The 26,346-nt window shown below is 49.1% G+C and carries 19 protein-coding genes and 1 other RNA gene; 12 read left to right on the forward strand and 8 right to left on the reverse strand.

Annotated features, from left to right (window positions below; all coding sequences use genetic code 11):
* Window positions 1-74 precede the first annotated feature (74 nt).
* The 7 genes from O3C43_11485 to O3C43_11515 all read left to right on the forward strand — a co-directional run bounded on the left by O3C43_11485 (window position 75) and on the right by O3C43_11515 (window position 8,384).
* Window positions 75-2,693, forward strand: a complete 2,619-nt coding sequence (locus tag O3C43_11485; GenBank protein ID MDA1067115.1) for a hypothetical protein — start codon at window positions 75-77, stop codon at window positions 2,691-2,693.
* A gap of 70 nt (window positions 2,694-2,763) precedes the next feature.
* A complete protein-coding gene (locus tag O3C43_11490; protein MDA1067116.1) occupies window positions 2,764-3,948 on the forward strand; it encodes a hypothetical protein in 1,185 nt (394 codons plus the stop codon).
* 118 nt (window positions 3,949-4,066) lie between these two features.
* Window positions 4,067-5,722: a hypothetical protein gene (locus O3C43_11495; GenBank protein MDA1067117.1), complete on the forward strand. Its 1,656-nt coding sequence runs from the start codon at window positions 4,067-4,069 to the stop codon at window positions 5,720-5,722.
* 2 nt (window positions 5,723-5,724) lie between these two features.
* Window positions 5,725-7,176, forward strand: coding sequence for a hypothetical protein (locus tag O3C43_11500; GenBank protein MDA1067118.1), 1,452 nt, complete (start codon window positions 5,725-5,727; stop codon window positions 7,174-7,176).
* Window positions 7,177-7,290: 114 nt separating this feature from the next.
* Window positions 7,291-7,638: a glutaredoxin gene (locus O3C43_11505; GenBank protein ID MDA1067119.1), complete on the forward strand. Its 348-nt coding sequence runs from the start codon at window positions 7,291-7,293 to the stop codon at window positions 7,636-7,638.
* A gap of 117 nt (window positions 7,639-7,755) precedes the next feature.
* Entirely contained in the window at window positions 7,756-7,989 is a 234-nt protein-coding gene (gene vapB, locus O3C43_11510; GenBank protein MDA1067120.1) for a type II toxin-antitoxin system VapB family antitoxin, read from the forward strand.
* Complete coding sequence (locus tag O3C43_11515) at window positions 7,986-8,384, forward strand: type II toxin-antitoxin system VapC family toxin (protein MDA1067121.1); 399 nt, start codon at window positions 7,986-7,988, stop codon at window positions 8,382-8,384. Before vapB ends, O3C43_11515 begins: the two co-directional genes overlap by 4 nt.
* Window positions 8,385-8,406: 22 nt before the next feature.
* Here O3C43_11515 and O3C43_11520 read toward each other — a convergent pair whose 3' ends face one another.
* On the reverse strand, window positions 8,407-10,296 hold the full coding sequence (locus tag O3C43_11520; GenBank protein ID MDA1067122.1) for a DUF6250 domain-containing protein: 1,890 nt from the start codon (window positions 10,294-10,296) through the stop codon (window positions 8,407-8,409).
* Window positions 10,297-10,589: 293 nt separating this feature from the next.
* On the opposite strand from O3C43_11520, the gene O3C43_11525 reads away from it, so the two are divergent.
* Window positions 10,590-11,171 carry a methyltransferase domain-containing protein gene (locus O3C43_11525; protein ID MDA1067123.1) on the forward strand — a complete coding sequence of 194 codons (582 nt, stop codon included), beginning with the start codon at window positions 10,590-10,592 and terminating at the stop codon, window positions 11,169-11,171.
* A gap of 111 nt (window positions 11,172-11,282) precedes the next feature.
* The gene (locus tag O3C43_11530) at window positions 11,283-11,657 is read left to right on the forward strand and encodes a VOC family protein (GenBank protein MDA1067124.1); all 375 of its coding nucleotides are present in this window, start codon (window positions 11,283-11,285) and stop codon (window positions 11,655-11,657) included.
* Window positions 11,658-11,716: 59 nt separating this feature from the next.
* Here O3C43_11530 and O3C43_11535 read toward each other — a convergent pair whose 3' ends face one another.
* The 3 genes from O3C43_11535 to O3C43_11545 all read right to left on the reverse strand — a co-directional run bounded on the left by O3C43_11535 (window position 11,717) and on the right by O3C43_11545 (window position 18,478).
* Window positions 11,717-16,258, reverse strand: coding sequence for a sulfatase-like hydrolase/transferase (locus O3C43_11535; protein MDA1067125.1), 4,542 nt, complete (start codon window positions 16,256-16,258; stop codon window positions 11,717-11,719).
* 243 nt (window positions 16,259-16,501) lie between these two features.
* Window positions 16,502-17,338 (reverse strand): alpha/beta hydrolase, encoded by an 837-nt coding sequence (locus O3C43_11540; GenBank protein MDA1067126.1) that lies wholly within the window; start codon window positions 17,336-17,338, stop codon window positions 16,502-16,504.
* A gap of 171 nt (window positions 17,339-17,509) precedes the next feature.
* Complete coding sequence (locus O3C43_11545; GenBank protein ID MDA1067127.1) at window positions 17,510-18,478, reverse strand: PQQ-binding-like beta-propeller repeat protein; 969 nt, start codon at window positions 18,476-18,478, stop codon at window positions 17,510-17,512.
* Window positions 18,479-18,623: 145 nt separating this feature from the next.
* Between O3C43_11545 and O3C43_11550 the strand changes: the two genes are divergently transcribed.
* A complete protein-coding gene (locus tag O3C43_11550; GenBank protein MDA1067128.1) occupies window positions 18,624-19,040 on the forward strand; it encodes a DUF3347 domain-containing protein in 417 nt (138 codons plus the stop codon).
* 280 nt (window positions 19,041-19,320) lie between these two features.
* Here O3C43_11550 and dgt read toward each other — a convergent pair whose 3' ends face one another.
* Window positions 19,321-20,586 (reverse strand): dNTP triphosphohydrolase, encoded by a 1,266-nt coding sequence (gene dgt / locus O3C43_11555; GenBank protein MDA1067129.1) that lies wholly within the window; start codon window positions 20,584-20,586, stop codon window positions 19,321-19,323.
* Window positions 20,587-20,673: 87 nt separating this feature from the next.
* Here dgt and O3C43_11560 point away from each other — a divergent pair, with 87 nt between their 5' ends.
* Window positions 20,674-22,104: an FAD-binding protein gene (locus O3C43_11560; GenBank protein MDA1067130.1), complete on the forward strand. Its 1,431-nt coding sequence runs from the start codon at window positions 20,674-20,676 to the stop codon at window positions 22,102-22,104.
* 12 nt (window positions 22,105-22,116) lie between these two features.
* On the opposite strand, the gene O3C43_11565 is transcribed toward O3C43_11560, so the two are convergent.
* From O3C43_11565 to O3C43_11575, 3 genes are all read right to left on the reverse strand, one after another.
* On the reverse strand, window positions 22,117-22,773 hold the full coding sequence (locus tag O3C43_11565; GenBank protein ID MDA1067131.1) for an energy transducer TonB: 657 nt from the start codon (window positions 22,771-22,773) through the stop codon (window positions 22,117-22,119).
* A 133-nt stretch (window positions 22,774-22,906) separates the two neighbouring features.
* A complete protein-coding gene (gene leuA, locus O3C43_11570) occupies window positions 22,907-24,580 on the reverse strand; it encodes a 2-isopropylmalate synthase (GenBank protein MDA1067132.1) in 1,674 nt (557 codons plus the stop codon).
* A gap of 254 nt (window positions 24,581-24,834) precedes the next feature.
* Window positions 24,835-26,136 carry a mechanosensitive ion channel gene (locus O3C43_11575; protein MDA1067133.1) on the reverse strand — a complete coding sequence of 434 codons (1,302 nt, stop codon included), beginning with the start codon at window positions 26,134-26,136 and terminating at the stop codon, window positions 24,835-24,837.
* Window positions 26,137-26,245: 109 nt separating this feature from the next.
* On the opposite strand from O3C43_11575, the gene ffs reads away from it, so the two are divergent.
* Window positions 26,246-26,342, forward strand: an RNA gene (gene ffs, locus O3C43_11580) — signal recognition particle sRNA small type.
* The last annotated feature ends 4 nt before the right edge of the window (window positions 26,343-26,346 follow it).

Genomic DNA, 26,346 nt, shown 5'->3' on the forward strand with positions numbered 1-26,346 from the left:
GTAGCTAGACACTTTCAAGCCCAAAATAAAGGGTTTCAGCGATACGGAAAGAATTTGTCCTGCACCCGATTCTAATGCCCTCATTTAAGCATCACCCTCTGGGGCTGGATCCTTACCTTGTCGAAGGAACACCTTTTGATGACCAATTGATTGCCCAGGGTCTGCCGGATCGGGCGACGCTGTTGTTGGCCTTATTGGGGGATGTGGGGTCGAGCGAAAATCGCCTTTCCGACTTTACCTGGCTAGGCCACCACGCTTCCGACTTCGAGGAACTGTTTGAGGGAACGGAATTCGAAGGAGCATTCGGCACGGGTCGTTTCCTCCTGGCAGATCATTTCTTCCCTCAGGGCGGCTTTATTGGTGCCTCAACCGTTGCGTTTCCAAAATTCCTGACAAGTGCACCGCCTGCGGCCGTGGGGACGTTGCTGGATGGCGGCGAGGATTTCGCCAAACTAGCTGCCGCAGCCGCAGAGTTGCTGGACTATTTGTTGACAACCGAAACCGTGGGACAATTGGCGTTCTACCTTCCCGCGCCGAATCCACCTCTGGCGCAATTTCCGGATGATTTCGAAGGACTGCTGGAATCATTCAATAGTTTCGGTCAACCGGGTGGACCCTTCTATGGAGATTTTTATCCCGTCGACAAAACCTTCATGCGGGGTTGGGTGGATACGCCCTTGTTGGGTGTGCCGACCGGACGTGCGGCGTTTGCCTACAACGGAGATACGGGAGTTATGGAACTAACTGCCGAGATTCCTGAAGACAGTTGGTTCAGTGATCTGGTAGGCGAAGCGAGTATTACACTCGGGCTTGAAGGAAACCATAAAGCGGTCGAGGACCTGCCGCTAAAATTCTGGAAACTGTCGGCTGAGCTGATCACCTCCATCAAGGAAGGAACGGCAACCGACGAGGAGCGACAGGCGATGAAAGATGATTTTGTGGCGCAAGCCATCACTGATGTCGGTTTTGAGGGCATGATGGAACTGCTTTACGCGATGCCCAAGATGTCGGCTGTGTTGAATTTCAGTGAATTGACGATACCGGGTGTGTCCCCTGAATTGCCCCTTGCAAAGGTAGAAGGTGCCAGTCTCGAAATCTATTCGCCCTATTTCAACCTTGCCGGCGCGGATGGTGATAACCCGCTCGACCGCGTGCGCCGCGAGGGCGGCATCGGTTTCTCAGGGTCCCTTTCATTGGGAGGAGGGCTTATTAGCATCTCCGAAGCCGAGCTGGCTGTGATAGGTAATTCGGTGAACCCACTCGTTTTCCCGGATGTTATCGGTTCTTTCAAGGCGGATGCGGTTGATTTTGATGGCATAAACCTGTTGCCCGGCAAGGGAGCACTGGAGGGTAGCTTCATGCTTGAATCCGGCTCGGCGATGCTGAGTATCGGTGCCGAAATCGAATTGATTGACTTCGCAGGTCTTCAATTGATCCCGCTTGAGGATGATGCCGATGGGAAAATAGGAGTCAGTCTGGACTTGGAAGCTCCGGCAGGCGAGTGGGGTAACCTGGGTTTGTCGTTAAACGAAGCAATGATCCTACGCAGTCATTTCCTGGGAGATGCCGTGCAGGTTGTAGTGGACCCCTTTACCTTTTATTCCGATGACAGCTGGACCGCTACGGCTCATTTTGATGGATCAGGAGTTCTGGAGTTGAAGGTCGGTGATGTTGTTTGGGCCAGTGTCCAGCCTGCGGGTGGAGACTGGGGAAAATTTGGTGCCGAGGTGAAAGGGTTTGGATATTCTGTTACAGAATTCAGCTTCGATGAACTGCCTCTTGGGGCTATCGTGCGCTTCCCCAAGCCGCCGTTTGGCAATTTAAGCCAGCTTGAATTCACGGTGGGGGCAGGTGGATCCGCCAGTCTTACCCTATCGTCGGAAGGATTTTCACTGGTGGCCCAAGTGAACAAGGCCTTTGGCTTCGATCCCCTGGGGGGCGGTGTGCTCGCTGAAGGATTCATGTTGGAGTTGACTCACGAGAGTCTTGAAGTTGTGGGTTCGTCCGACAAGTTTGTACTGGCCCCTGGAGTAATCCTGACCGCTAAGCTCGATGAAAATATTGAGTTTTCCCTGGATTATACTCTTGAGGATGGCTGGGACGTGCTCATGGATCCAGCCTTTCTCCTGTTGAGTAATGTTGGGGTAGCCCAGCTTTTCACGATCGATGGCGGAGTTAAGGAAAAGGCCCCCGGATTATTGTCACCGTTTACTTTTTCTCAGAATGACGATTGGACCGCACGAATTACCCTGACGGAGCTCACTCTGGATGCCGATGGCGGCGGCGCATTGCCATCCATCGTCACAATAGCTCCATCGACCGGATCAGAAAGCCTGCTCTCGGCGACACTGAATGGGGTGGGCACAAGTTCCCTTTCCTTTGAAGCAGTTCGCAGTGGAAAAATCGACCTGACCTGGTTCCCGGAATCCGCGCTGGAAACCTCTATGGATGCGATTGATCCGGGCACCCTGACCATGCGCCTGGACATCAAGGATGGTTTTTCCATTAGCGTGTCCAAGCCGGACGAACTGATTCAGTTTCCCGGTTTCCCTTCCATTTCAGGTGGGGCCAACCTCGAAATCAATGAGGATGGTTTTGAACTCCGGGGTATCAGCACGAGTAGCATACAGTTTCCTGCGACAGGCCTGAACCCACCCTTGTTTAAAATCGGAAGCATCCAACTCTGGAAATAGCCTGAGCTTCGGTGGAGGTGCGTTAACCCTGTCCCTGGGCGTTCCCAAGGGAAGCTTTGTTGGAGTAAGTTTGCCTTCCAATAAGATTAAGAAAGTTGAACTCCGGTCCTTTATCGGCTCAGGAAGTTTTATAGCCGCTTTGGAAACGAGTGACGATATTTCGCTGTTTGGAAATGGGCTGATTGAATTGAGGTCGGGGACCCATACCTTCTTCGGTGATTTCGGAGATCCTCTGCTCCGTGTGGGCCTGTCTGCCTTGGGCATGCTAAACCTGGTTTACCCGAACCCAGCCAATCCTGCCACGACGTTGAGTAAGTCGTTTAATATCAACCTCGAGTTTGACAGCGATGGAGTATTCAGTCCGGTGGAAATTACGAACTCCTTGCCGTCCGTAGACCTGGAGTGGCTGGCGCTCGTCCCTAACGGTGGTGGTAGTGAAGGCAAATTTACCGTCGGTTATAGTGCAGGTGTGTTCAATCTGGCGGTGAGCGGCTACGATCTGGATCTATTTAATCAGGGTTACACGGATCTGGGCATGAGTGCTTCCAGTAACGGCGTTGTTTCCGTGACTGGAGGCGGACTGGGAGCGAAGACCTTCCAGTTTGGAAGCGGGCAGGGCCTGATGCAGCTTGTGGCTGGGTCGCGTCTGCCCTTTAGCTGGAATGTGCAGACCGGAAGCTTTTCGTTGACCATGCCAAATAACCTGGAGCTGTCTTTCCTGGGTAATCCCGTATCTTCCGGAACATTATTGGATGGGTTCGATTTGGATGGATTTACCATCGACCAGACCGGCGCATTTGAGAAATCGTTCAGTCATAATCTGACGGTGAATGGAGCATCCCTTGGCAACTTTGGTATGGCCTTCAAAAGGGATTCAGCAAGTGATCCGATCGAACTCCTCATCGACAATGAATCACTGAGTTACACAGGTGGGAACGGACTTCTGCTATCGATGCGGGCCGCCAGCACCGGATCCTTTGTTATCGGAATCTCGGGCTCGTTGTCCATCAACGTCCAGAATACCGCCTTCGGAATTTTTGATGAACTGGATGGTAAGGCGGATGGAGTCTTGAAACTTTTGAACCTGGATCTCGATATTGTAAATCCGACCCAACCAGGGCTGAAATTCTCAGGCGAGGTTTCCTTCGTGGGCACGAAATTCATTCTCACCCTTGGTAGAACCGGATCAAATCTGACGGTCGTATTCACGAACCTTGGTTCTCTTCCAACTCCATTCGTTCTGCCAAACCTGTAACGCCAGCCCCGACTTTGGCCTTTCGACTCGCGGCTTACGCCTTTAATTGGATCAATTCCCTCGTTGAGATTACTAAAAGACCTGTCCACTGTATTGGAGATCCTCATTTACCGCCTATATGTTTCGACCGTTTATCTTCCTGATCCTGTCCCTTATCCTGGGAATCCTGGGTTGGTCTGTACCTGTTTACTGGCAGTTGGTTAATAGCCAGTTGCTGGAAGCGGTAGGAATAGGAACCCCGAGCCTCGTCGATTCGGCCACAAGCCAGGTGCAGCTGGATCATCTTGGCGTCGCAGCTATTTTTCTCGATGCTGCTGAATCGCTTGAAGTGGAAGGTGTGACCCCGGTCAGGCAGAGTATTGCCAGGACAATTGAGCTCTTTCCGGAGTACGCCATTTCTGGTGGACCCGATATTTATTTTGATCAAATCCTGCGCCTGGATCCGCAGCTACGAGTGGCGACTCGCACCGAACTGATCTTCAATCTGATTCCTTCTCAGACTCGAACAACGCTTTTATCATTTTTAGAAAACTCCCGGAGTACGTCCGTTCAAGCCGTTATCGCAACGCGCGACATGGCTGGAACCCGTCAATTTATGCCCGTCTACTCCGCGGCTGGCCAACCCTTGGAAGCGACCATTCTGCTCACCGCTTTGTTGATGCAAGGTAACCATTTGTCCCCGGAAGTAGCTGCCAATATTCGTACCTTGGCTGACAACAAAGCCGACGCCTACGCCGTCTCTGATTTGGAACGGATCTACTTCGCACTCTTTTCTTTGGGCAAACGCATGAATTGGAATCAGTTGGTTCAACTACTGCCCTTTTTGGAAGATACAGAGTTGCTGGAAAATGTAGCAGCTTACGCCCGAAACCATGACGAAACGTTTGGCTGGATCTATGCGGCGATTATTCAACAGCAGAGCTCTCGTTCAGTTATTCAATATCTGGAGACCTACCCCAAGGAAGGTTTAGACAATCTGGGAATGTCTCTTAGCTTTGGGAAGGGGGCATTGGACTACTTACTCTTACAGATGAAGAAAGTGGAGGAACCTCGACTCCGCATGCAATTGGCTGAGCGGGTGCCTTGGTTGTTGGGTAATCCTGCTTTCCTTCTTCCCGCTGCCAGAAATCCTGGCGCGTTTCTCATTTTCAAAGGTCTCTTTACAGCTCTGTCAGCGTTTTGTTTGACCTCCTTCGCGATGCAGGCGTTTCCCTTACTATTTCATACATTCAAGCGAACTCGCAAACCACCAATCCTTGTAAACGCTTTAAGAACGCTCACTCTAACCTTGATTCTTGCCTTTTTAATTATCCTGATAACGGAACCTGGCGTGCTTCGGCAAAGTCAAACACCTCAACCTGAGGTTCGACTTGAGTGGGCGTTTCAAGATACCGTAGAATCCTTATTCACTCCAACAGAACGAAAAGATACCATGGACCAGATCACAATCATCACACTCTCGATCTTCTTCCTTATGCAAACGGCCCTTTACATGGCTGGGCTCATTAAGCTTACCGAAATCAGAAAGATGGACGCTTCACCGACTCTCAAACTCCAGCTCATTGAAAATGAGGATCAACTCTTTGATAGTGGACTCTATTTGGGACTCACAGGAACCGTTCTTTCTTTGATCTTTCTTGCGGTGGGCGTTGTCCAGGCCAGCTTGATGGCCGCGTATTCGTCTACCCTTTTTGGCATCATCTTTGTCGCCATTCTCAAGGTGTTACATGTGCGACCTTTTCGTAAGACCCTTCTTTTACTCGTGCACAAGTAGTCATGAATAAAACACTGCTTCTCATCATCTGTGACTTTCTGCTGCTAAGCCTTTTGGCTCTAGCCCGGTTTGACGCGCCGGAAGAGGAGCAGTCCGAGCAACAAGTACTTCCGGAGGATCCCATCCAGGCACAGGAAGACATTATTGAAGTGCTGAAGCTTTCACTGGAGCTCGAGGAAGCATCGAATCAGAATATTGTTGCTTCCCTTCAAGATACGCAAAAAGAGTTGGAAACGACCTCCAGTACACTGGAAAACCGTGAAAAAGAATTGCAGCTAACTCAGGAAGAACGGGAAACCCTGGCTCTGGCAAAAAAAGAATTGGAGAAAAACCTACAGGAACGCATTGCTGTTTTGGAAAGAACCGAAGCGGATGTTAAGCAATTGAGTACCGTTCTGGAGGAAGAGCGACGGGAGGCCGATAGAAAGCTTCGTCAGATGGAAACGCTCCAAAAAGAACTTCAAGATAAACAAGCTGCAATCGCCCAAGCAGAAACACGTCAGAAAGAACTGGAAGAGGGCCAGCGCCAAGCAGAACGGAAGGCGCAAACCCTGGACACGCAACTTCAGCTTGCGGAGGCAGAAAGTCGTTTGGTTCGTGAAAACCTGGAACAGGTTCGTGTGGAAGCGGCCACCGTTCGCGACGATAACGTTCGTTTGCAGGAACACGCTTCTCAACTCGCTACTCAACTTACTGCGGGCGTAAATGCCCAGAGTGACCGTCTTTCTGAAATCGCCGAGGAAGTTCGCAAGTCCCAACCCAGAAACCCGAATCAGATATTTACGGACTTTGTTGGAAGTGGTGTGACCGTCGATCTTCGCTATCAGAAATCGACTCGAGGCGGCGACGAAAGAAGAGTAACGATTCGCCCCGTCATGGTCTCCGATGGCCAAGAACTTAAAGCTCTTATCACCTGGGAGGACACAGGCTTGTCAGAAAACGATTTACGCAACATGAGTCTGAATTTGCGCGGGGACATTCGGCTTGGACGTTACACCTACCCCTTAACGACAATCAGTTTTCTTTCCACCGATACGCGCATTTTGGTTGTTCCCCTGGAATCTACTTGGGCGAGCCTTTTGGAAACAGAACCTTTTTACATTGCTACCGATCCCTTAAAATTTGAATATGCTGTTCTAATCGATTCTGAAACTGGAACCTCAGGAGAAGCCAAATTCAAAGTGGATATCAGCACACCCGACCACTTTAGGATCGATAGCCGCTTCTTAAATAGGCTCATGGGCGAATTTTCACCCAAGGAATCAGATATTATGTTCAGTAAAACTGGCGATTTCCTCGGAGTATTGGTGAACAAAGAATACGCCGTTCACATCGATAATTTTGTACCCGCCGAAACAGTCACGCTTGGTCAAGCCGATACCATATTGCAGCTCCAAACAGGTTATACGCGTATGGTGAATCAAGTGAGGAGACTCCCTTCGGATGTTAGGTGAGACCTGTTAATAATCCTTATATATCCCGCTATTTTGATTCTTGTCTTGAATAAAGCTGCTTTTTTAATCCTCTTCCCTTAATACAAGGCCTAAAATTTAAACCAGAAAACGATTATGAAAATTAATGCTTACTTAAAACCACAATGTGGATGGAGCATGGGCGTGCGCGCTATCATGCAAAAGCACGGTCTCGAATACCAAGATATTGATATTATCAATTCTGCTGAAAACTACGCCGAAATGGTCCGCAAATCAGGTCAACCGCTGTCTCCCTGTGTAGAAGTCGACGGCATCATGCTTGCTGATGTGAGCGGGGAAGAAGTCGAAGCTTATTTGCTTTCCAACAAGCTGGTCGGTCAAAACGACGCTGAGGTTGGAGTTCCAACCGACCGCGGATGTTCTGACGAAGAACACGTGAAAATGCGCGAAGAGCAGGAAGCCAAACCGATTCGCTTCTTTTAGTTCGCAGAAATAACATTTATTTCAGGCCGAATCCGCAAGGGTTCGGCCTTTTTGTTTGGGACACTGATTCAAAACGGGAACTTGACAATATATATTAAAAGTCTATACGTGTTGAGAATGGATACAGCTAAACTGTTTAAAAATGGGAGTAGTCAGGCGGTCCGTTTACCGAAAAATTATCGGCTTCCAGGTAAGCAGGTTTTCATCCGTCGGCTAGGAAAGGGTATCGTGCTTATGCCTGAAGTGGGATCATGGGATACCCTTATTGAGAGCATTCACCAATTTACCGATGATTTTTCATCGGCTCGGGAGCAAGGTGAAGTCGATGAAAGGGAATCGTTGTTTGAATGAAGTACCTGCTCGATACCGACATTTGCATCTATATTATCAAAAAGAGACCTGAATCTGTGTTTGCTCGATTTAGAAAATGTGCGATTGGTGATATCGGAATTTCTTCCATCACCTATGCAGAATTATGCTTTGGTGTCTATAAGAGCCAAAATGTCGAAAAAAATCTGGAAGCCTTAGGGGGATTTGTAGCACCTCTGGAAATTATTCCTTACGAGCAACCTGCTTGCCTTGCCTATGGCAAAGTAAGGAGTGAGTTGGAAAATGCAGGTCAACCTATTGGTCCGCTAGATACTTTAATTGCATCTCATGCGGTGAGCTTAGGTGTTACCTTGGTCACTAACAATATCAAAGAATTCAATCGAATTGAAAGTCTCAAGGTTGAGACTTGGACGTAACAGAGGCGTATGTGGAATTTGATTACCTCCGCGCAATCGGCCTAAAGCGGTACTTCGACAGATCGATAAAGTAAACCCGGCGTTCGCCTGTATCAGATCCGTTGAAATATATGCCATTTCCATCCCGTGACCATACAGGGTGGGGGTGCATCGTATTCGTTGGGTCATTTTTTTCAGCACGCATGCGAACCAGCTCCCGGTAGTCGCCTGACGCCACATCATAAAGCAGTACGGCGTGAGCTCCTTTTTCCGGCCAGTCAAAAATGTCGGTCACAAACAAGGTCCCTTCCGGGTTGAGCGATCCGTGAATTCCGAGTGCATTTTTAATGAGCGGGTAATCGGGGTCACCATGGATCGGATGTATCATGACATCCTGGGCGGCTGGGTTGTTTACCAGATCGAAATCATCCCGGCGAATGTAAGAGAGCAGCGTGTCGTTCGATTGCCACATGGCATGCTGTCCAACTTCAGAAACATAACGCATGCCATTCCCATCCTTGTCCGCCAAAAGCGCGGACTTCACCAGCTTCTTGTTGGTCCCTTTAACTTCCAACATGTAGACCCAGAAAAACTTCTCGCCATTGGGAGACCATTTCGGGTGTTTGAACGTCCCCATATCTTTCCACTTCGGGTCTTCGATGATTTTCCTGCGAGGGTGCATCGGAATCATTTCCTCTTTGTTTAGTAAAACCTGGACGTCTCCTTTGGCTAAATCCATGAGCATGACTTCGGATGGCTTTCGAGCCGCTCCCTTATATTTACTCGCAGGGTAGTTGTTATGGGTGAGTCCTTTGCCATTAATTTCTGAAACCATCCCGATAGAGCCTTTTACTTTTCTCGTAGAATTATCCTTCACGTTCACGATAATCGACCACTCCTCATCTTCGATCCCGTAGAGCAGGTGGTCGTTGTCCAACCATTGCTGGCGTGTCCCGTCGTGGTCGCCTCCACGCACTCGTTCGGAGACATAGCGAGGTTCACTGCCGTCACGGTTGGCAACTACGACCCGTCCCCAACCGGGGACTTTGTCATCAAACTCAAAATAAGTAATACGCGTCGCATCCGGACTCTCCGGACAAATATCCATATAAGCGTGCATGGACGGAGCTGTTCCGGCGGAAACCTGCCTAACCGTGTAGCCCTCCCCATAAGCTCCTAGCCTCATCAATGGAAGTTTTTGATCAACGCCTTCTCCGGGAATGAGCCGGGTTACTTTAAAGTTATCCACCGTCATGTGATTACTCACTGTGCGGAACGCAAACCAGCCTTCCTGGTAAGGTTGTTCGTCGGCGAAGTCGAAAATCACCTCTCCGTCCCGAATGTACTGCGTACGATTCCCTAGCGTGATGATCTGAATCTTCATCGTCTGATTCGGAGGAATCATATACTCGGGTCGACTCAGGTCGTGTTGCGGAAGTAGAGGCTTTTCACCGAGACCGTTGTATTTCCGAAAACGCGTCTGCGTGTTTTTGTGACCACCATAACCTACATAATACAAACGCAGATAGTCGTAAGTCCGAAATTGTCCGGTTCGCTCAGTGTTCTTGAAAATGTCCGTTGGGTAATTTGCATCCAAAGCCATCCAAAAACAGTTCAGGTCACGCGTGTTGTCATTGGCCCCTCCCGCTTTAATCATCTTCACCTCATACTCGATCAGGACTGGCGATTCCATTTTATGTTTAAACCAAACCGTGCACCCATTGGCATCGTTGATCTCCAACTTGCCGTCATTGATTTGAGTCGTTCCACCCGGCTGCTGCTCTGTAACCCAATTGGAGAGGCCTTCGAACTTATCCTCAAACAACACATCTCCTAGTTGATAGGAAAGCGATGGTGTGCCGTTTGTTGAGAGGGAGGTTACCGCATAGAAAAGTCCTATCCAAAAAATAATTAGTCTAGGGTCATGCTTCATATCGAGTCGCATTGATGGTATTTAATTCAATTACGGACTCATTCAGCAAGAAGCATTTTAGTTTTCCGATACCATATTTCACCGAACATACAGCCTACTGAGATTTATGGGAGACTCAAGCTATGTTCACCACAAAACACATACTAAAGCCAGTCTTGGAAGGAGTGGTTTTGGTGATTGAGGTCACACAACCCATACGCGCCTTAATCTAATTCTTGAAGCGCGTCTCTAACCTTATAATAGTCCAAATAAACCATTAGCTTATTGTACCAATAAAAGGAAAATAGTCTCTTATGAACTGGGAAGAATTATACCAAAATAAAGAAGTGTTCTGGAATAAAGGTGCGCCGTCGCCACCGATGAAACAGTATCTCGAGCGTCATGCGGTGCAGGGTCGCGCGCTCGTGCCGGGCTGTGGCCACGGGCATGAAGTGGCGCTGGCCGTTCAACTTGGATTGGATGCAACAGGGCTGGATATCGCACCAACAGGGGTGGCTGAAGCACGCACGTTGTATCCGGAGCTGGCAGAGCGCTTCGTCGCGGGGGACTTGTTTGAACCGCCAGAAAATTTACGCGGCATATTCGATGTCGTGCTGGAACACACATGTATGAGCGGTTTGCATCCGACACTGCGTGCAGACTACCGACGTGGCATCGACCTGACACTTCGACCTGGCGGGCTATTGATCGGTGTGTGGTTCATTAACCCGGACCTGGATCCAGGTGAAGAGGGACCTCCGTTCCCTTTCAGCGTGACTGACTTGACGGCGCTCTTTGCGGATGGTTACGAAATCGTGGAGGATTATGAACCGGACACGGCTTTTGAAGGTCGCGCAGGTCGAGAGCGGATGCGCGTTCTGCGACGATTAGGGTAATGAAATGATCCCCTGCGAAGGGATCTGGTCCGAAGCATTAAACAGTTTTTCAATGTGGCCTGCTCGAATTGAGTCAGGCCATCTAATTACACCATAGAAAATCCAATGACCATGAATGATTTAAATTTTGTCCAAGTTAAAGCCGTAGCCTTAGCCGTATCCGACGTGGAGCGGGCAAAGCGGTTTTATAGAGAAACGCTCGGCCTTCCGCCCGATACCGCCCGCAATATAGACGGAGCCGTGTTGATTGGTAACGTAATCATCCTTCTTAAGCCTGTGGAAGAATGGTATGGGAAACCAACTGAAGAGTTGAACGCCCGCATCACGCTCGAGGTGAAGGATGCCTATGCAACCGAAAAGGCATTACGTGAGCGAGGTGTCACTGTTTCCGATCCGGTCACCGTTTACACTGACAATCCCATTGGCAGTTTCCTCGACAGCGAAGGAAACAAGCTTTGGTTTTGTTCCGATTCGGGGAACAGCTAGACAGATAATTATAATGAGCTGTCCTGGCTAAACGGACTCCATCGAAGAGGGTAGAGTTTTTATTCTAAACTATCCAAGTAAGCAACGAGATCGATGAGTTCTTCTTGCGTCATGGTTTGATCCAGACCTTGCGGCATCAGAGATACGACTCCCGGTTGAATCGTTTTGATGGAAGATCGCGGAATGGGTTTAGCCACGGCGGTGGCATCCAACAAGAAAATGGTATCCGCGGTTTCTCGTTGAACCACGCCGAGCAGAGATTGGCCATCTGTAGTTTCGATTACATACGATTCAAAATCCCGGGCAAGATTGATACTGGGAAACAAAATCGATTCAAGGAGATCCTGCTTCGTTCGTATCTGTCCTATCTGACTTAAATTCGGGCCGACTTCGTGACCCTCGTTACCGATCTGATGACAGGTTATACAGGCACCTTTGCCGGAAATAAAAGCTGCTTTGCCACGCGTTGGGTCGCCTGTTTCCAATTTCGAGCTCACCTCAGCCAGATGTTTTTCGCGTTGTTCCTCTTGAGCGAAGAGCTGTTTCACTAACGGCTTGCCGCGATCATAAACGTCGGGAGGAAAGGAGGCGAGCATCCGCTGCAGTTCGGATGGGGAAAGAACATTGGCGGCGGCAGAGCTTTCCAGTGCATTCACCAAAGCAATGCCGGAAGGGGCGTCCCTGTGTTTTTCAAAAATGCTTACCAGCAATGGAATTTCTAAGGGGCCTACAGTTTTCATTAATTCGGTCACCTCTCGAACTTGTTCCTTTGTGAAGGTCGCTTTGGATAAGATCTGTGCCGCATCCAGACGTTGCAAAGACCCGCTCGTTGGAGCCAGCAATTGGCTTAGCATTGAAAACGCGGACGGGCTCATCGGCCCCTTTGCCTGAGAGATAGCCCCAAGTGCTTTGATCCGGATCAAAGGGGGGTGAGAGGTGTTGTCGCCGATCCTGGTGAGTTCATTATCGAAATGATCGGTGTCTATTTTCGCGAGGGCATCGATCGCCAGAGACATGGTCTCGACATGGGCACTCCACAAAGCAGATTCGAATTCGCGTTCCCAACGCTCGTTGAGTTTTACCGGCTTTAGACTTTCGGAGATGAGCCGAAACGCATGAACTGATTCTTCCCCATCTTTCGCCTCGAAGATGCGGTTCACGAAATTCTGTATATCCGCGTTTGTGAGATAGAAGGGGACGAGCGCGTTTACCGCAGTCTTCTGTTGCCCGGTTAAATCGCCGTTATTTTTCCATTGATGAAACGCGGTCGCGATGTCGCTCGCCCATTCGGGATGAAGTTTGGAGATAGTGATTGCCGTTTCCTGCAGTGGGATTGAAACCGAATTTAAAAAGGGTACGACTTGATTGGCGCCTAACTGGGAATCCTGCATCCCGTCCAAAGCCCAGAGAGATCGGCGTTGAACGTCAGCCAAGTTTTTCCCCAACGCCTTTTTCGTCTGACCGAAATCGTTGATTTCAATCAAAGCATAAATCGCCGCGTGCTCCCTGGTTCGATCCATGGGTCGTTCTATAAATTTCAGCAACGCTTCGATCGCTTTTGAATCGCCGATTCTTCCCAAGGCACGTGCTGCTGCCATTTGAACAGCCGCTTGCTGATTGTGGAGTAAAAGGTGAGCGAGGTCCTTAATCGCATGTGTATCTCTGGTTTTCCAGATGCTGTTACAGGCGGTGTGTCGGATGGTTGTCTCTTCGTCCTTCAATGCGTCTCTGACTAGTTCCATGGCCTCAGACGATCCAATTCGAGTGAGCGCCCATATGGCGTTGCGTCGTGCTTCCACGGTTCCGTTTGTTAAAACGGATTTCAGGTCGCCGACTCCACCATTTCCTAATTCTGCCATCGATGCGATTGCGCGATCTCGAACCGCGAATCGTGGGTCGTCCAGGAATGCAGCAAGCTCTGTGGGAGAAGCGTTTGACCAATCAATATCCAAGCCCCGAAAATCGGTTTTTTGGTCAACGACTCCTGCGTTTCGAATTCGGTAGATCGCTCCGGCAATCTCTGGTTTCGCAATCTGGGAAATCGGACATCCATCGCGAAACCAGCCGCCCGTATCGATCACCAGCAAGCTGCCATCGGCGCCTTCAATGATGTCTGTTAAATGCACATCGGGATCATCGATGACCAAAAAGTCTTCTTCCTTCACATGACCAAAGGTAGCTTCGTTTTTCTCGATTACCGAGCGTGTTACCTTTTGCGTATTGAAATGAGTGGTAAAAAGATTTCCGGCATAGTCGCCCAAAATGGTGCCCGATCTATAGAGATTGATTCCGGATACGGCGACATGACCAAAGTTGTGAAACTCTTTGAGAAGGTCACCGGTCCGTGTAAACTCCTCGAGAACGGTTTCCTGGTCGTAGCGCGGATAGGCTCCTCCATACTGCCAGTGGACCAGCGTGTCTCCACGCGGTCGCCCATACATGAGGTTTATATCGCCAATAATTTCGCCTTCCGGAGTGAACACAATTTCCACCGGGTTATCCATTCCACCACCTGCGTAAATCTGCACGTCACTGCCGTCCGGTTCGCAGGACCAGATGCGGGCACCTTTACCTTTGTGGATCAGGTTTCCGTTCTTGTCGTGCACATCCAAATCCTTGCGCCCGTGGCACCAGAATATACGGCCATTGGGATGCAGAAAAGGCCCGTGCAAATCGGCGGCATTTCCGGTGTACCCAAAACCGTTGACGATCTCTTCCCGTTTGTCGGCAACGCCATCATCGTCCGTGTCCTCCAGTCGCCAGATGGATGGAGCTGCGGTGACCCAAAGAGCGCCGTCGTGCCACAAGGTGCCCGATGGGAAAGTCAGGTCTTTGGCAAATACAGTGGAGTGGTCGAATAGACCATCCTGGTTGTTATCAACCAACATTCGAATGAAGTTCGGTTTCTCCACATCAAGCACACTCGCTTTCAGATTCAACCCGGCGGCTTCGGCCACAAACAGTCTTCCACGATCGTCAAAGTTTCCCATCATCGGATGTCGGGTGAGTGGGGGAGCGGCGGCCACCTCTGCGATCAGGCCTTCCGGCAAAGTCATTTCAGGGACGGTCACCGATAGATCTACTGCTGGCAGAACTTGGACCGTTGAAGGGTGATTGCCGGTTTGCCCCCTAACTGTTTCTTTGCCCCAAACATGGTAGCGGGTCTGGGAAGCACCTCCGTTCCATAAGTCATATTCCGGAGAAGCGTTGTCACTGAAGAACTGGTTCAATCGCGATTGCAGTTCCTGTTTTATCGCAGCAACGGAATCCTGGTATATCAAGTTCTGTTGTTCTCCGGGGTCCTCAGCCAGATGATAGAGTTCATCGTAACCGTCTTCGAAACGTTCGATATATTTCCAATCCCTGGTCCGGATGCAGCGCAAGCTTTCGTATTCGTAGAAAACCGTGTCATCCCAATCGGACATCGTTTCTCCTCGAAGGATTCCTGAATAGTCCCTGCCGGGCGACTGCGGGGAATCCGGTGTTTTTTCTTTCAACCCCAGATAGCTGAGAATCGATGGCATAAAATCATAATTGCTAACCATGTGATCGCTTACCCTTCCGCCGGGAATCTTTTGCCTGGTACTATCCTTTCCGGAGGGATGTCTCAGGATTAGTGGTATCTGCATCGAATGTTCGAAGGCGTTTACCGGCCTTGTATGATCTCCCATTCCCCAGAGTCCGTGTTGTCCACCAGCCCAGCCCTGATCCGCCGCGAATACGACCAGTGTATTTTCATCCAGACCCAGCTCCTTTAGTTTTTGCAAAACAGCACCGACTCCATCGTCGATGGCACTCAGTTCTTCCGCGTAACGGCGGATGCTCACCGGGTTTCCGAAGTATTGACGATTTGAAAACTGCCACGGATGAATTACCCCGCCGGGAAATGAGCTCAACGATTTATCAGCGTAGTAATTGGCATGCTGGTTGCCCGACGATTCCAATTGATAACCGCTGAGTCCGTAGGGTCCGTTGTAAGCCAGGTAGAGAAAGAATGGATCATCCTTATTCGTTTCGATGAAATTACAGGCGTTGTCCGTCCATAACTGAGTCAGGTAAGTCGGCTCGTTACGCGTCTCTCCGTTTTCGATGACCTGTGCATTGTGAAATGTGTTGGTCCCGCCGTGGGGCATGGTGATCCAGTAATCCTCGAGTCCTTCCTGGGGATGAAGATTATCGCCCAGGTGCCATTTACCAACCAGCCCACACTTGTAGCCTTCTGCTTTCAGGATCTCGGGAAGCGACGTAAAGTGCTCCAAAGTGTTGCGCGCGTCCGGACCGACCTGGAGCCGACCAGCGGTCAGGAAGTTGTGTACCCCATGTTGCGACGGCATCAGCCCGGTAAGGTAGGTCGCACGGGTCGGCGAGCAAACCGCATTGTTTGCAAAGGCATGAGAAAACCGAATCCCTTCAGCCGCCATCCGATCGATATGGGGTGTTCTAATATCCGGGTTGCCGTAACAACCAAGCGTCCAGGCACCGTGGTTGTCCGTTAGAATGAAGACCACGTTGGTCTTTTCGGCTGCATAGGTTGCGGCTAATCCCAAAAGGGTGAAGAACAAGCAAGTGACTCGGAGCACAATAGGGGCGCGCTTTCTCATTTCCAAAGTGTGGGTATTGGAATCCGTCGGTGCAATATTGAAGAATGACCTTGTTCTAATCGTGCTGGTAAAAAGTCTAGTTGGATTCTGATCTCTTTTCGAGCGACTTACTTGGCGAAAGATCCCCTGCAACCAGCGTGGGTAGGGCTACTGCGTCCCCGCAGTGCCGTGTATTTTCTGAGCATTCGGCGGCATAGCGGGGACGCTCTAGCCCTCCTTTACCAAACTTCAAGGGCCGACCCTCTAGGTTTCCCCCCATTTTCCCTGAAGAAACGGCAGTATGGTCTCCATAAAGCCGGGTCGCCTGAAAGGATTACCATGACCGCCGTAGGGGACCACCCAAAGATAAGCGTTTGGCATTGACTGATACATTTCTACAGCAATTGAAACGGGAAAAAAGCGGTCTCGATCTCCATGAATGATTAGGGTTTTTGCTCTAATAGTACTGAGGTAGGGAGGAGTGAAATTCATATCATCATAGCTGAATTGGAAATCTGAGAAGTATTGTCTAATTGCTCTCATTTGTTCGGCTCCGCGAATATGCCCTCCTTCTTCTGCCATTTGCGCGAGTTCCTCGACAGACATTTCATTTGGGTCTTTTGCATTGCGGTAAACTTCCCGGGCCGTTTCCGGATAATAAGTCGTCCCAGATATAAGGACAATCGACTGTGTTCGGTCTACCTCTATCACTGCCATGTGGAGCAGTATCATTGCACCGGCACTGGTTCCCAGTCCGGAATATTTGTCGATGTCTAAATGATCCAGCAGCGCTACGATATCTAATGCCGCCTGACGGTTTGTCCAATCTTCTCTCATATTAGTGGAACGACCGTGACCTCGCAAATCTGGAACAATAAGCCGAAACTGTTGAGCGAGCTCCGGTATTATCGTTTCAAAAGTCTTTCCTGTTCCGCCGAAGCCATGGAGCAGCACCAGGGGCTCTCCAGATCCGTGTTCCTCGAAATAGATGTCAGCTCCGTCAACCGACACCGTCTTTCCAGATGTTTGAGCCGTGGCGATAGCAACCGAAAAAATACTAAGTACAAACGGAAAAACTGCAATGTATGTTTGCTTTTTCATGCTCATTATTGGCACTTCGTTACTTTCTCCGAACGCTAAGAGGAGGCACGGCCGCAGGCCGTTGCCTCGCTCGTCATGTTCGGGTTTGTTTTCATTCAATGTTCGTCTAGGGAAATAGCTTTGGTTACGTTGCCGTGTTGCATGAAGGCCATGTGAAGAATTAATGGATCCTCATTCAACGGAGAATGCCAATAACACATTGCCCGGCATCGCACCTCCGATTGAATAACCGCTGTTGAAGAAAACCATTCCGTTGGCGACTACAGGACCAGGACCATCAATGGAGCCTCCCTTAGCCTCTACGTTATTAATTGTATCAAATTTCCGGCTAGTATCGAAATCCCATAAGACCTGACCATCTCTACTATCGTAAGCCCTTGCATGACCATCAAGGCTTCCGGCGAAAACTACTCCTGGAATAACTGTCGGAGCCGATGAGTTGGCATTGTAGCAACCAGGCCTGCCTTCGCAAATTTCAGGATCTGATGTCGTTTTCCATATGACCTCTCCCGAGATCAAGTCTAGGGCATAGATTCCTGGGCTCGCCGGAAAAGTCGAATCGTCGCTGGCTTCGAAAATGTCGGAGTTTGGCGCATACACATATTCTCCATCCGATGCGATACCCCAATGGACCCCCCCCATGGTTCCGCCACGGCCAATCCTTTTCTTCCAGATAAGTCGACCATCAAAAGGATCTAAACAATGAACGACTCCTGATTTTTGGCCGGAAATCAAAACCTCAACTCCGTCCTTCTGACTCACAAGGATAGGGGCGATGCCGAAATCGAAATCCGGACCTGACGCATCTTCGCAATTTGGATTATCTGGATTTGGGCATCCGCGCACGTAAATATCACCTGCTGTCCCTTGGTAACTCCAAATCAGTTTTCCGGTCTTAAGATCCAATGCCTGAAGGGCGTCTGAACTCTCGGTAGGCGGATTAGAGTAATTCTGGCCCGTGCCAACGTAAAGCGTTCCTCGTTTTGCATCGACAGTCGGGCTACACCATATGGCTCCTCCCGAAGGACCGTATTTCTTTGTCCCCGCTGAATTGAAGCCTCTCTCCGTGGCCTTTCCTTGTATGACGCGATGTTGAGCCTGCCCCGAAAAATGGGAGACATGTTGTGCTAAACAATGCATAAAATGAGAACAATGAGTCAAAGACGAAAGTATACGAAAGAATTCAAGGACAACGCCGTATCGCTGGTGTTATCGGGACGAGCAGCATAAGAAAACCAAAAACTATCTATCACCCGCAATCATCTTCACCATACTTACACTGGGAATGGTGAATCTTTCAGCCGAAACTGCGAACTCGGGCTCTCGATTGGATAAGCATGTAAAAACCTTGGACGCTACCATTATCGACCAGTACGAGGCTGTCACCGAAGGGTTGGTTCAAGACAATCTGGACACAGCGAAAAACGCATCGTCTAAACTGGCTGCATCAGCAAGAGACGCGGGAAACCCAAGTATTGCCAATACCGCTTCTAAGGTTGCTGTAGCAAAATCGCTGGAGGATGCTCGCGGGGCTTTTAGAAATCTGAGCAGCCAAGTTATAAAACTGTCCCAGGGAAACTCGGACTATACGGTTATGACCTGTCCCATGGTGGAGAATGGCCGCTGGCTGCAAAGTGACGATAAAGTCTCTAATCCCTACATGGGCCAAAAGATGCCGGGATGCGGCATGCCCGAGTCTTAGAAATGTAAAATGATGAAAGGGATGCAAAAGGACCACGGACCGAAGAAGTTCAATTAACTCCATCTCACTATTGAAAGCGTCGCCGTTGTTCTTCGACGGCGCTTTTTTCTAGGAATAATCTTGCATGCCGTTTTTTGGCCTCCTTATCGGAGACGGTGCGATCTCGGTGTATGTGCTGATGATCTGAATCCGCTCCCTTATTGTGATCTTGTTCGGATACTTCCTCGTGAGCTAATCAACGTGACAATCCGTGGAAATTAATTTTTGCCACTAAGCATCGCTACACAATATCCACAATCGACCCGAACCCGGGATCGAACAAACGTCGGTAGGTCTTGATGGCAAAGCTATCTGTCATGCCGGCCAGGTAGTCGCAAAGAAGCCGGGCTTTTTCAGTTTCTGTTTCGGCTGCTTTTAAGCGGCCCTCGAGTTTTGGGGAAACCAGGCGAGGTGGGTTTTTCTCCTTCGAAGTGTAATTGTTTAGAAGCGCTTCGAAAAGGCGTTCGAGCATGCCATCTCCTTTATATTCAAGCTGCTTGACTCGAGTGCTTAAGAAAACGATCTCGAACGCTATGCGTTTGTAGAGCTCGCTCTCCCTTTGTTTTGCAGGCTCCACCTTGAGCTCGAAACGGTAGCGGTTCGTGAGGTCGCTCATGAAATTTTCGCGTTTAACCAGAGAACTTGCCTGAATGAACTGACCGATCTTGATTCCCAGCATAGCGTCCACGTTCCCTTTTTGGATAATACTGATAATAGTCTCCACATGGCTGGCATCCTCCTCACTCAGATCCACATTGGAAGCCCACCTTTGAATTTTATCAATGGTGATGAATTCAGCCCGGATGCCATCAGCAATATCGTGAATACTGTAGGCGGTGTCGTCCGCCCAATCCATGATCTGGCATTCCAGGCTCTTAAAACTATTCTTGGCCTTGAAGGTTGGAAGCTCCTGGTGGAGATCTTTTCCTTCGAACACAAAATCCAGATAGTGCTTCTGGTCATCAAAAAGAAAATGGTTTTCCGGTTTGTCTCTTTCCGAAAACAGGGATTTGTATTTCAGAATCCCGTCTAGCAGTGCCCTTGTCGGACGCATGCCGGAGCGTTTCTTTAGATCAGAGTAGATCGTTTCAGTCAAAAGCCGAAGGGTTTGGGCGTTTCCTTCAAACCCACCGTAGGGTCGCATCAGACGATTGAGCGTCTTTTCCCCATTGTGGCCAAAGGGTGGGTGCCCCAGGTCGTGGGAGAGGCAAACCGCTTCCACCAGATTTGGATCTACATAAAAGTCTTCTCCCAAGTGCTCACTCGATTTTTTAAGAAAACTGCAAATGGAGCGACCGATTTGACCCACCTCAATTGAGTGAGTGAGACGTGTCCGGTAAAAATCGTATTCTCCCGATTGAAACACCTGGGTTTTTGCCTGTAGTCGACGAAAGGCCGAGGTGTGGATAATCCTGTCGCGGTCCACTTCAAAACAGTTCCGATAATCGTCCGGCTGTCTCTCCGGTATGCTAGCCTCATCGAACGGCGTATAGAAAGAATTCTCCATGTTCGTTCACTAAGGCGACCTACTGTCCTAGGATCAATCGGGAAAATCTATCTTGTGGACCAAAGTTTAACTGCTAATTCATTGAGTATGCCAAAAAAGTCGGCCCTACAGGAATTGAAGAAAAGACTGGGTGCTTCCGTAAAGACGGATGCCGACAGTTTATATTGGAAATCGTTTGATAGCAGTAAGCTGTCGTTTCCCATTGAGGCGGTGATCCAACCCAAGAACGATAAGCAAATCGGAGTCCTTCTAAAATTGGCCAATCAATACAAGGTTCCGGTGACGACCCGCGGGTCTGGAACTTGCCTGACTGGTGCTGCGTCTCCGGTACAAGGTGGATGGGTCCTCGACCTGTCCGGGTGGAAGAAGGTCAGGATCGATAGCGAGAGTGGCATGGCTTACGTGGAAACGGGCGCTGTTCTGGAAACGATTAAGAAAAAGGCCGAACGGGTGGGTTGGTATTACCCGCCGGATCCTTCTTCCAAACGATTTTGTTCCATTGGTGGAACCATCGCCTGCAATGCCGGTGGCATGACCGGCGCAAAGTATGGAGTTACGCGGGATTATGTTTACGCCTTGGAGGGATTTTTACCCAATGGCGAATTTGTTCGTTGGGGAGCCGACGTGCGGAAGTATGTTTCCGGTTATAATATGAAGGACCTTTGGATCGGCAGTGAAGGTACTCTGGGCGTAATCACCCGCGCAGTTATGCGACTGATTCCCAAACCGCCTTTGAAATGGACCCTGCTTACTGCCTTTAAAAATGACAGCCGTGCATTGGCCGCCGTCAAGGCATTGATGAAAGCCCGGCTTATCCCTTCCATTCTGGAATTTCTGGACGACGAAACCGTGCTCTGCGCAGAACGTAGGACGGGTAAAGCATTTTTCCCCGGCGTTGGGCAGGCACCGATGGTGCTTCTCGAATTGGATGGCTATAAGGAATCGGTTGAGCGCGATCGAGAGAAAGTATTGGCCTGGGCAAAAGAACGCGGTCTCAAGTATTCAGAAACTTATGACTTCGATGAAGCGGAACAGCTTTGGCAGGTTCGTCGGCAATCATCCCCTGCCATGTATGAAATGGGAAACACCAAGCTGAATGAAGATATCGTGGTTCCTCTCAGAAACCAGGCGGTCTTTATGCGGTTCATCAAACAATTGAAGCGGGAAACCGGCCTGGCTATTCCTACTTTCGGTCATGCTGCGGATGGGAACTTTCACGTGAACATCATGTTCAACCGGGGAGATAAAGTTCAGGAGCGAATTGCCAAGAAGGCCGTAATAAAACTGATGAAGACGGTTGTCGAAATGGGGGGTGCCATCACCGGCGAACATGGAGTAGGGCTTGCCAAATCTCCCTTCCTTAAGTTTCAACACAACAAAGCGGAAATTGCTGCCATGCGTGCCATCAAAGAAGTGCTCGATCCGAACAACATTATGAATCCTGGAAAGATTTTCGAGCCCTATGTTGTATGGGATAAAATCCCAGAGAAGGTTCAACTTCCCTGGGATCATAAGTAGGATCTTCTTCGATTATTTGAGGGTAAAATGAAAGGTTTGTCGCACACGTGTCGCGACGGCTTTGTTGTTTAGTTTTCCAGGTTCGAAACTCCATTGCCTGACTGAATCGCGCACACTCTCGGCGAATTCTCTATGGCTGGCTTTACTTATTCTGATATTCCTGACCTTGCCATCGGCAGTCACCACAAAGACAACTTCAACAAATCCTTCGATGCGTCCGCGTTTTAATGCGGATGGGAAAGCAGGGGCTGATTGCACAAGAGCTTGGGGATGTGAATCAAGATCCTCAGGTTCGTAGATCAGGTCTTTTATATCGATATCGGGGACCCGGAAATTCTTCATTACACCTCCATCGCCCGTTCCTCTGACTCCGCTGTAAAAATCAGTGACATCACGAATACTGGGTTTTTCTTTAGGAGCATTCAATTCGATTTCATCGTCTGGCTTATCCTCAGGTTTATCAGGTACGGGCGGATCTGGTGGCTTTGGAGGTACGTTAATCAAAAAGGGCTTTCTCTCCTCTTCATCCTTGGGAACCGTTGGTTCAGACGATAGTTGTGATAGGGGAAGAATAATAAACAGTCCGCCTGTTATCAGAATTGTGAATACCAGGCTGAGAGTTGTTCTTCCGGACTTACTTTCATAGATGGGGCTAGGTGGGTGTCTCATGATCTGTTGAATGTTCGGGTTAAATGATTGTTTCCTTATTAACGCCCTAACCCCTTGGTTTCTTAATCGTTCATACAAAAAAAGACCGGCCCTTTTGAGACCGGTCTTTTTTATGAGTAGAGTTGTTTCGATTTCAGGAAGTTTCTGAGCGATTGATTGCTGAAACGAGTGCTTTTAAACTCGCCAGCTCAATGTCGTTGTCGACACCGATCCCCCAGAAAAGGCCTGCATTATATTTTTGAATCTGCACATAGGCCGCCGCTTTCGTTCCAGAACCCAACCCGATTGAATGTTCAGAAAATGATACGAGATGGAAGTGCTTCAATTCATTTGCCCCAAGACCATTACAAAACGCATTGATCGGTCCGTTGCCTCGACCCTGGATTTTCTTGTCTTGTCCATTCCAGGATAGATCTGCAACCAATTCAATTTCTCTGGTTTCCGCAAAACGGGCTACCTCATTGAATGCTTTCACATTCAAAGGCGTTTCTTGCTTGGTGTATTCATTCAAAAACGATTCCAGGATTTCGCCGGGAGTAAGTTCCCGTGATAATTTATCCGCCAAATTCGAAACCAGATTCCCTAATTCAGGCCCCATCGATTTCGGTATCAGGTAGCCGAATTCATTCTCCAAGACAAATGATACGCCGCCTTTTCCCGACTGACTATTGATGCGGATGATAGCCTCGTAGTCTCTCCCGATATCCTTGGGGTCGATCAGCAGGTAAGGGACTTGCCACAATGCGCCATCGGCAGGGTCCATTTGTTCCATCCCTTTTTTAATCGCATCCTGGTGTGAGCCGGAAAAGGCAGTGAAGACGAGGTCACCACTGTAGGGATGCCTATCATGAACATCCATGCGTGTACATCTTTCGTAGATGTTGCGAATGGTCGTCAGATTAGTAAAATCAAGTCCCGAATCGATGCCCTGGGAATATAGGTTCAGCGCTACTATTACGATATCCAGATTACCGGTGCGCTCACCATTGCCAAACAGGGTCCCTTCCACGCGATCCGCACCAGCCATCAACCCCAGCTCGGTCGCAGCGACCCCGGTCCCACGATCATTATGGGTATGTAAGCTTACGATAATCTGGTCCCGTTTTGAAAAATTGCGGCAGAACCATTCTATCTGGTCAGCGTGTATGTTCGGCGTGGCCAACTCAACCGTGGCTGGCAGATTAAGAATAATGGATTCATCTGCCGCTGGATTCCACGTAGCGAACACGGCTTCGCACACTTCCAGAGCGAACTCCATTTCAGTGTCCGAAAAACTTTCAGGTGAATACTGGAACAACACTTCAGTTTCCGGAACCGTACCTACCAACTCACGAACCAAAGCTGTGCCCGTAACCGCGATGTCCTTGATCTCCTCTTTTGACAAACCGAAAGTTACCCGTCTTTGCAGAGGGTTGGTGGAATTGTAGAGATGGACTATCACCCTGGGCGCACCCTTGATGGCTTCAAAAGTTCGGCGAATCAGATGTTCACGAGCTTGAACAAGAACCTGAAGAGTAACGTCCTCCGGTATTAATTTGTCCTCAATCAGGCGGCGCAAGAAATTGTATTCCGTGTCGCTGGCTGAGGGAAACCCTACTTCGATTTGCTTGAATCCTACAGACACGAGCAAGTTGAACATCTCAAGCTTTTCTTCGATATTCATCGGGATGGCCAGGGCTTGGTTGCCATCGCGTAAATCGACGCTGCACCAAATGGGTGCTTTATCGATAGTTTTTTCGGGCCATTGGCGATCTGGCAATGCCACGCCTTTAAATGGCTGATACTTTGTAATGGGTGCTTTTTGCATTGGGCCTAAATTTTAAAATAATTCTTCTGCTGTTTGTTTCTAAGAATAAATTCTCAGGTCTCTTTTAGTTTACCTTACGAAGCCCGGTAAACTATGGGCATAGTTAATTAGCTCCCCCTAAGGGAGTAGCAGCAGTAGGCCGTTTAGGAATAGTCCTAATGATGGGCAAATAATATTCATTGCTCGAAAAGAGATACGACTTTTCCTCCAAAAGGGCGGTGTGAGTCAAGCCAACTTTGTGAGCAATTGGTGGGTCATTCATCACCTTTACTTTCTTTTTCCATCTGAACCTTCAACGGTTCTCCTCCACGTATGTGAATATCTCTTTGTGGGTACGGTATCTCAATATTGTGTTCATGGAAGAGATCCCAGATCTCTAAATATATTTCACTTTTGATATTTGTAATACCATTTGCTGGATCTTGAATCCAAAATCTCAGCTCAAGGTCCACCGAATTATCCCCAAATCCTTTGACCGGGCATTGGGGTGGTGGAGTCTTTAGAACACGATCGACATTGAGGGCGGCTTGCTTGCAAAGTTCGATCGCTTTTCTTACATCGGAATTATAAGATATCCCGATAGGAGACCTGAGACGAACCTTGGTGTCCGAGAAGGACCAGTTCTCCACTTGATTGGTGATCAGGTTTTCGTTGGGTATCAGGGTTTCCCGGCCATCCCGTGTGATCACGGAAACGTAACGAGCGCTCAATTTATTGATCCAACCATACGTATCGTCTATAGAAATGACATCACCCGGTTTTATCGACTTATCCAACAGAAGGATGACTCCGCTAATGAGATTTGAAATGACCTTTTGAAGACCAAAACCAAGACCGAGGCCAATGGCACCTCCCAGGACGGTCAATGAGGAGAGCTGAATCCCAAACGAGCTCAGCCCCACCAGGATTGAAAGAGTAATAAGGGTTACCTTGAGGATTTTGGAAAACAACACCTCCATGGAAGGAGTAATGTTGGGCATTTTGTGCATCTGGGACTCCGCAGCACCCGAAAGCCAAATGCTCATCCAAATGAGGAAAAGGAGCATGAGAATCCCTTTTATGATTCCCAGCAGTGTGATTTGAATACTTCCAAGCCCAAAGCCGATTTGTTCGAGGCCAGCAAGGGTTGGTTCGAGAAGTCCTGAAATTTCGAGTAAGGTAACGGCAACGATCAGAGTTCCCAGTATCCGCTGCCAAAACCGTTCCTGCGTCATTCGGTTTACCATCACTACCAGGAACCAACCCACCGCCAGGTTGGTAAAAGGGGTCAACAGGACGTCATCAATTCCCTTTTGGATTATCCCTCCCTGCACCATTGAGCAGATCAGGATATAGGCTGCTGGCATCGTAAGGGGAACAAACGCGGGCACCAGTGTCTTCGATATCCATGGCGAGGGCAAATTACCTAGTTTTTTGTAAAGAGTCCTCTTTAAAAAGGATGCCAAAAGGAAGCTTACAAGCAACACTGTGAGAATGATGCCGCTTTCCCACTGGAAACCTGGAGTTTCGAAGTAGTTTAGAGCGGATTGGTACCTGCGGGTTATTTCTTCCAACATTTAATTAGTTTCAGTGAACTCCAGGTTACAATCCAGTCTGAAAACGCCCGGACAAATATTTTTAAAAAGGGAGTTGAAATAGGGGGCCGTGTTTCCCACCTTGATCCTTGGCCGGGTCCCATGGGTGCTCGACAGACGAACTCCGCCAGGACCGGAAGGTAGCAACGGTAGTCATGATCGTGCTAGCCGTGGGTAACCTGGTCACTTTTT

Source organism: Verrucomicrobiota bacterium, from assembly GCA_027622555.1.
GTDB lineage: Bacteria > Verrucomicrobiota > Verrucomicrobiia > Opitutales > UBA2995 > UBA2995.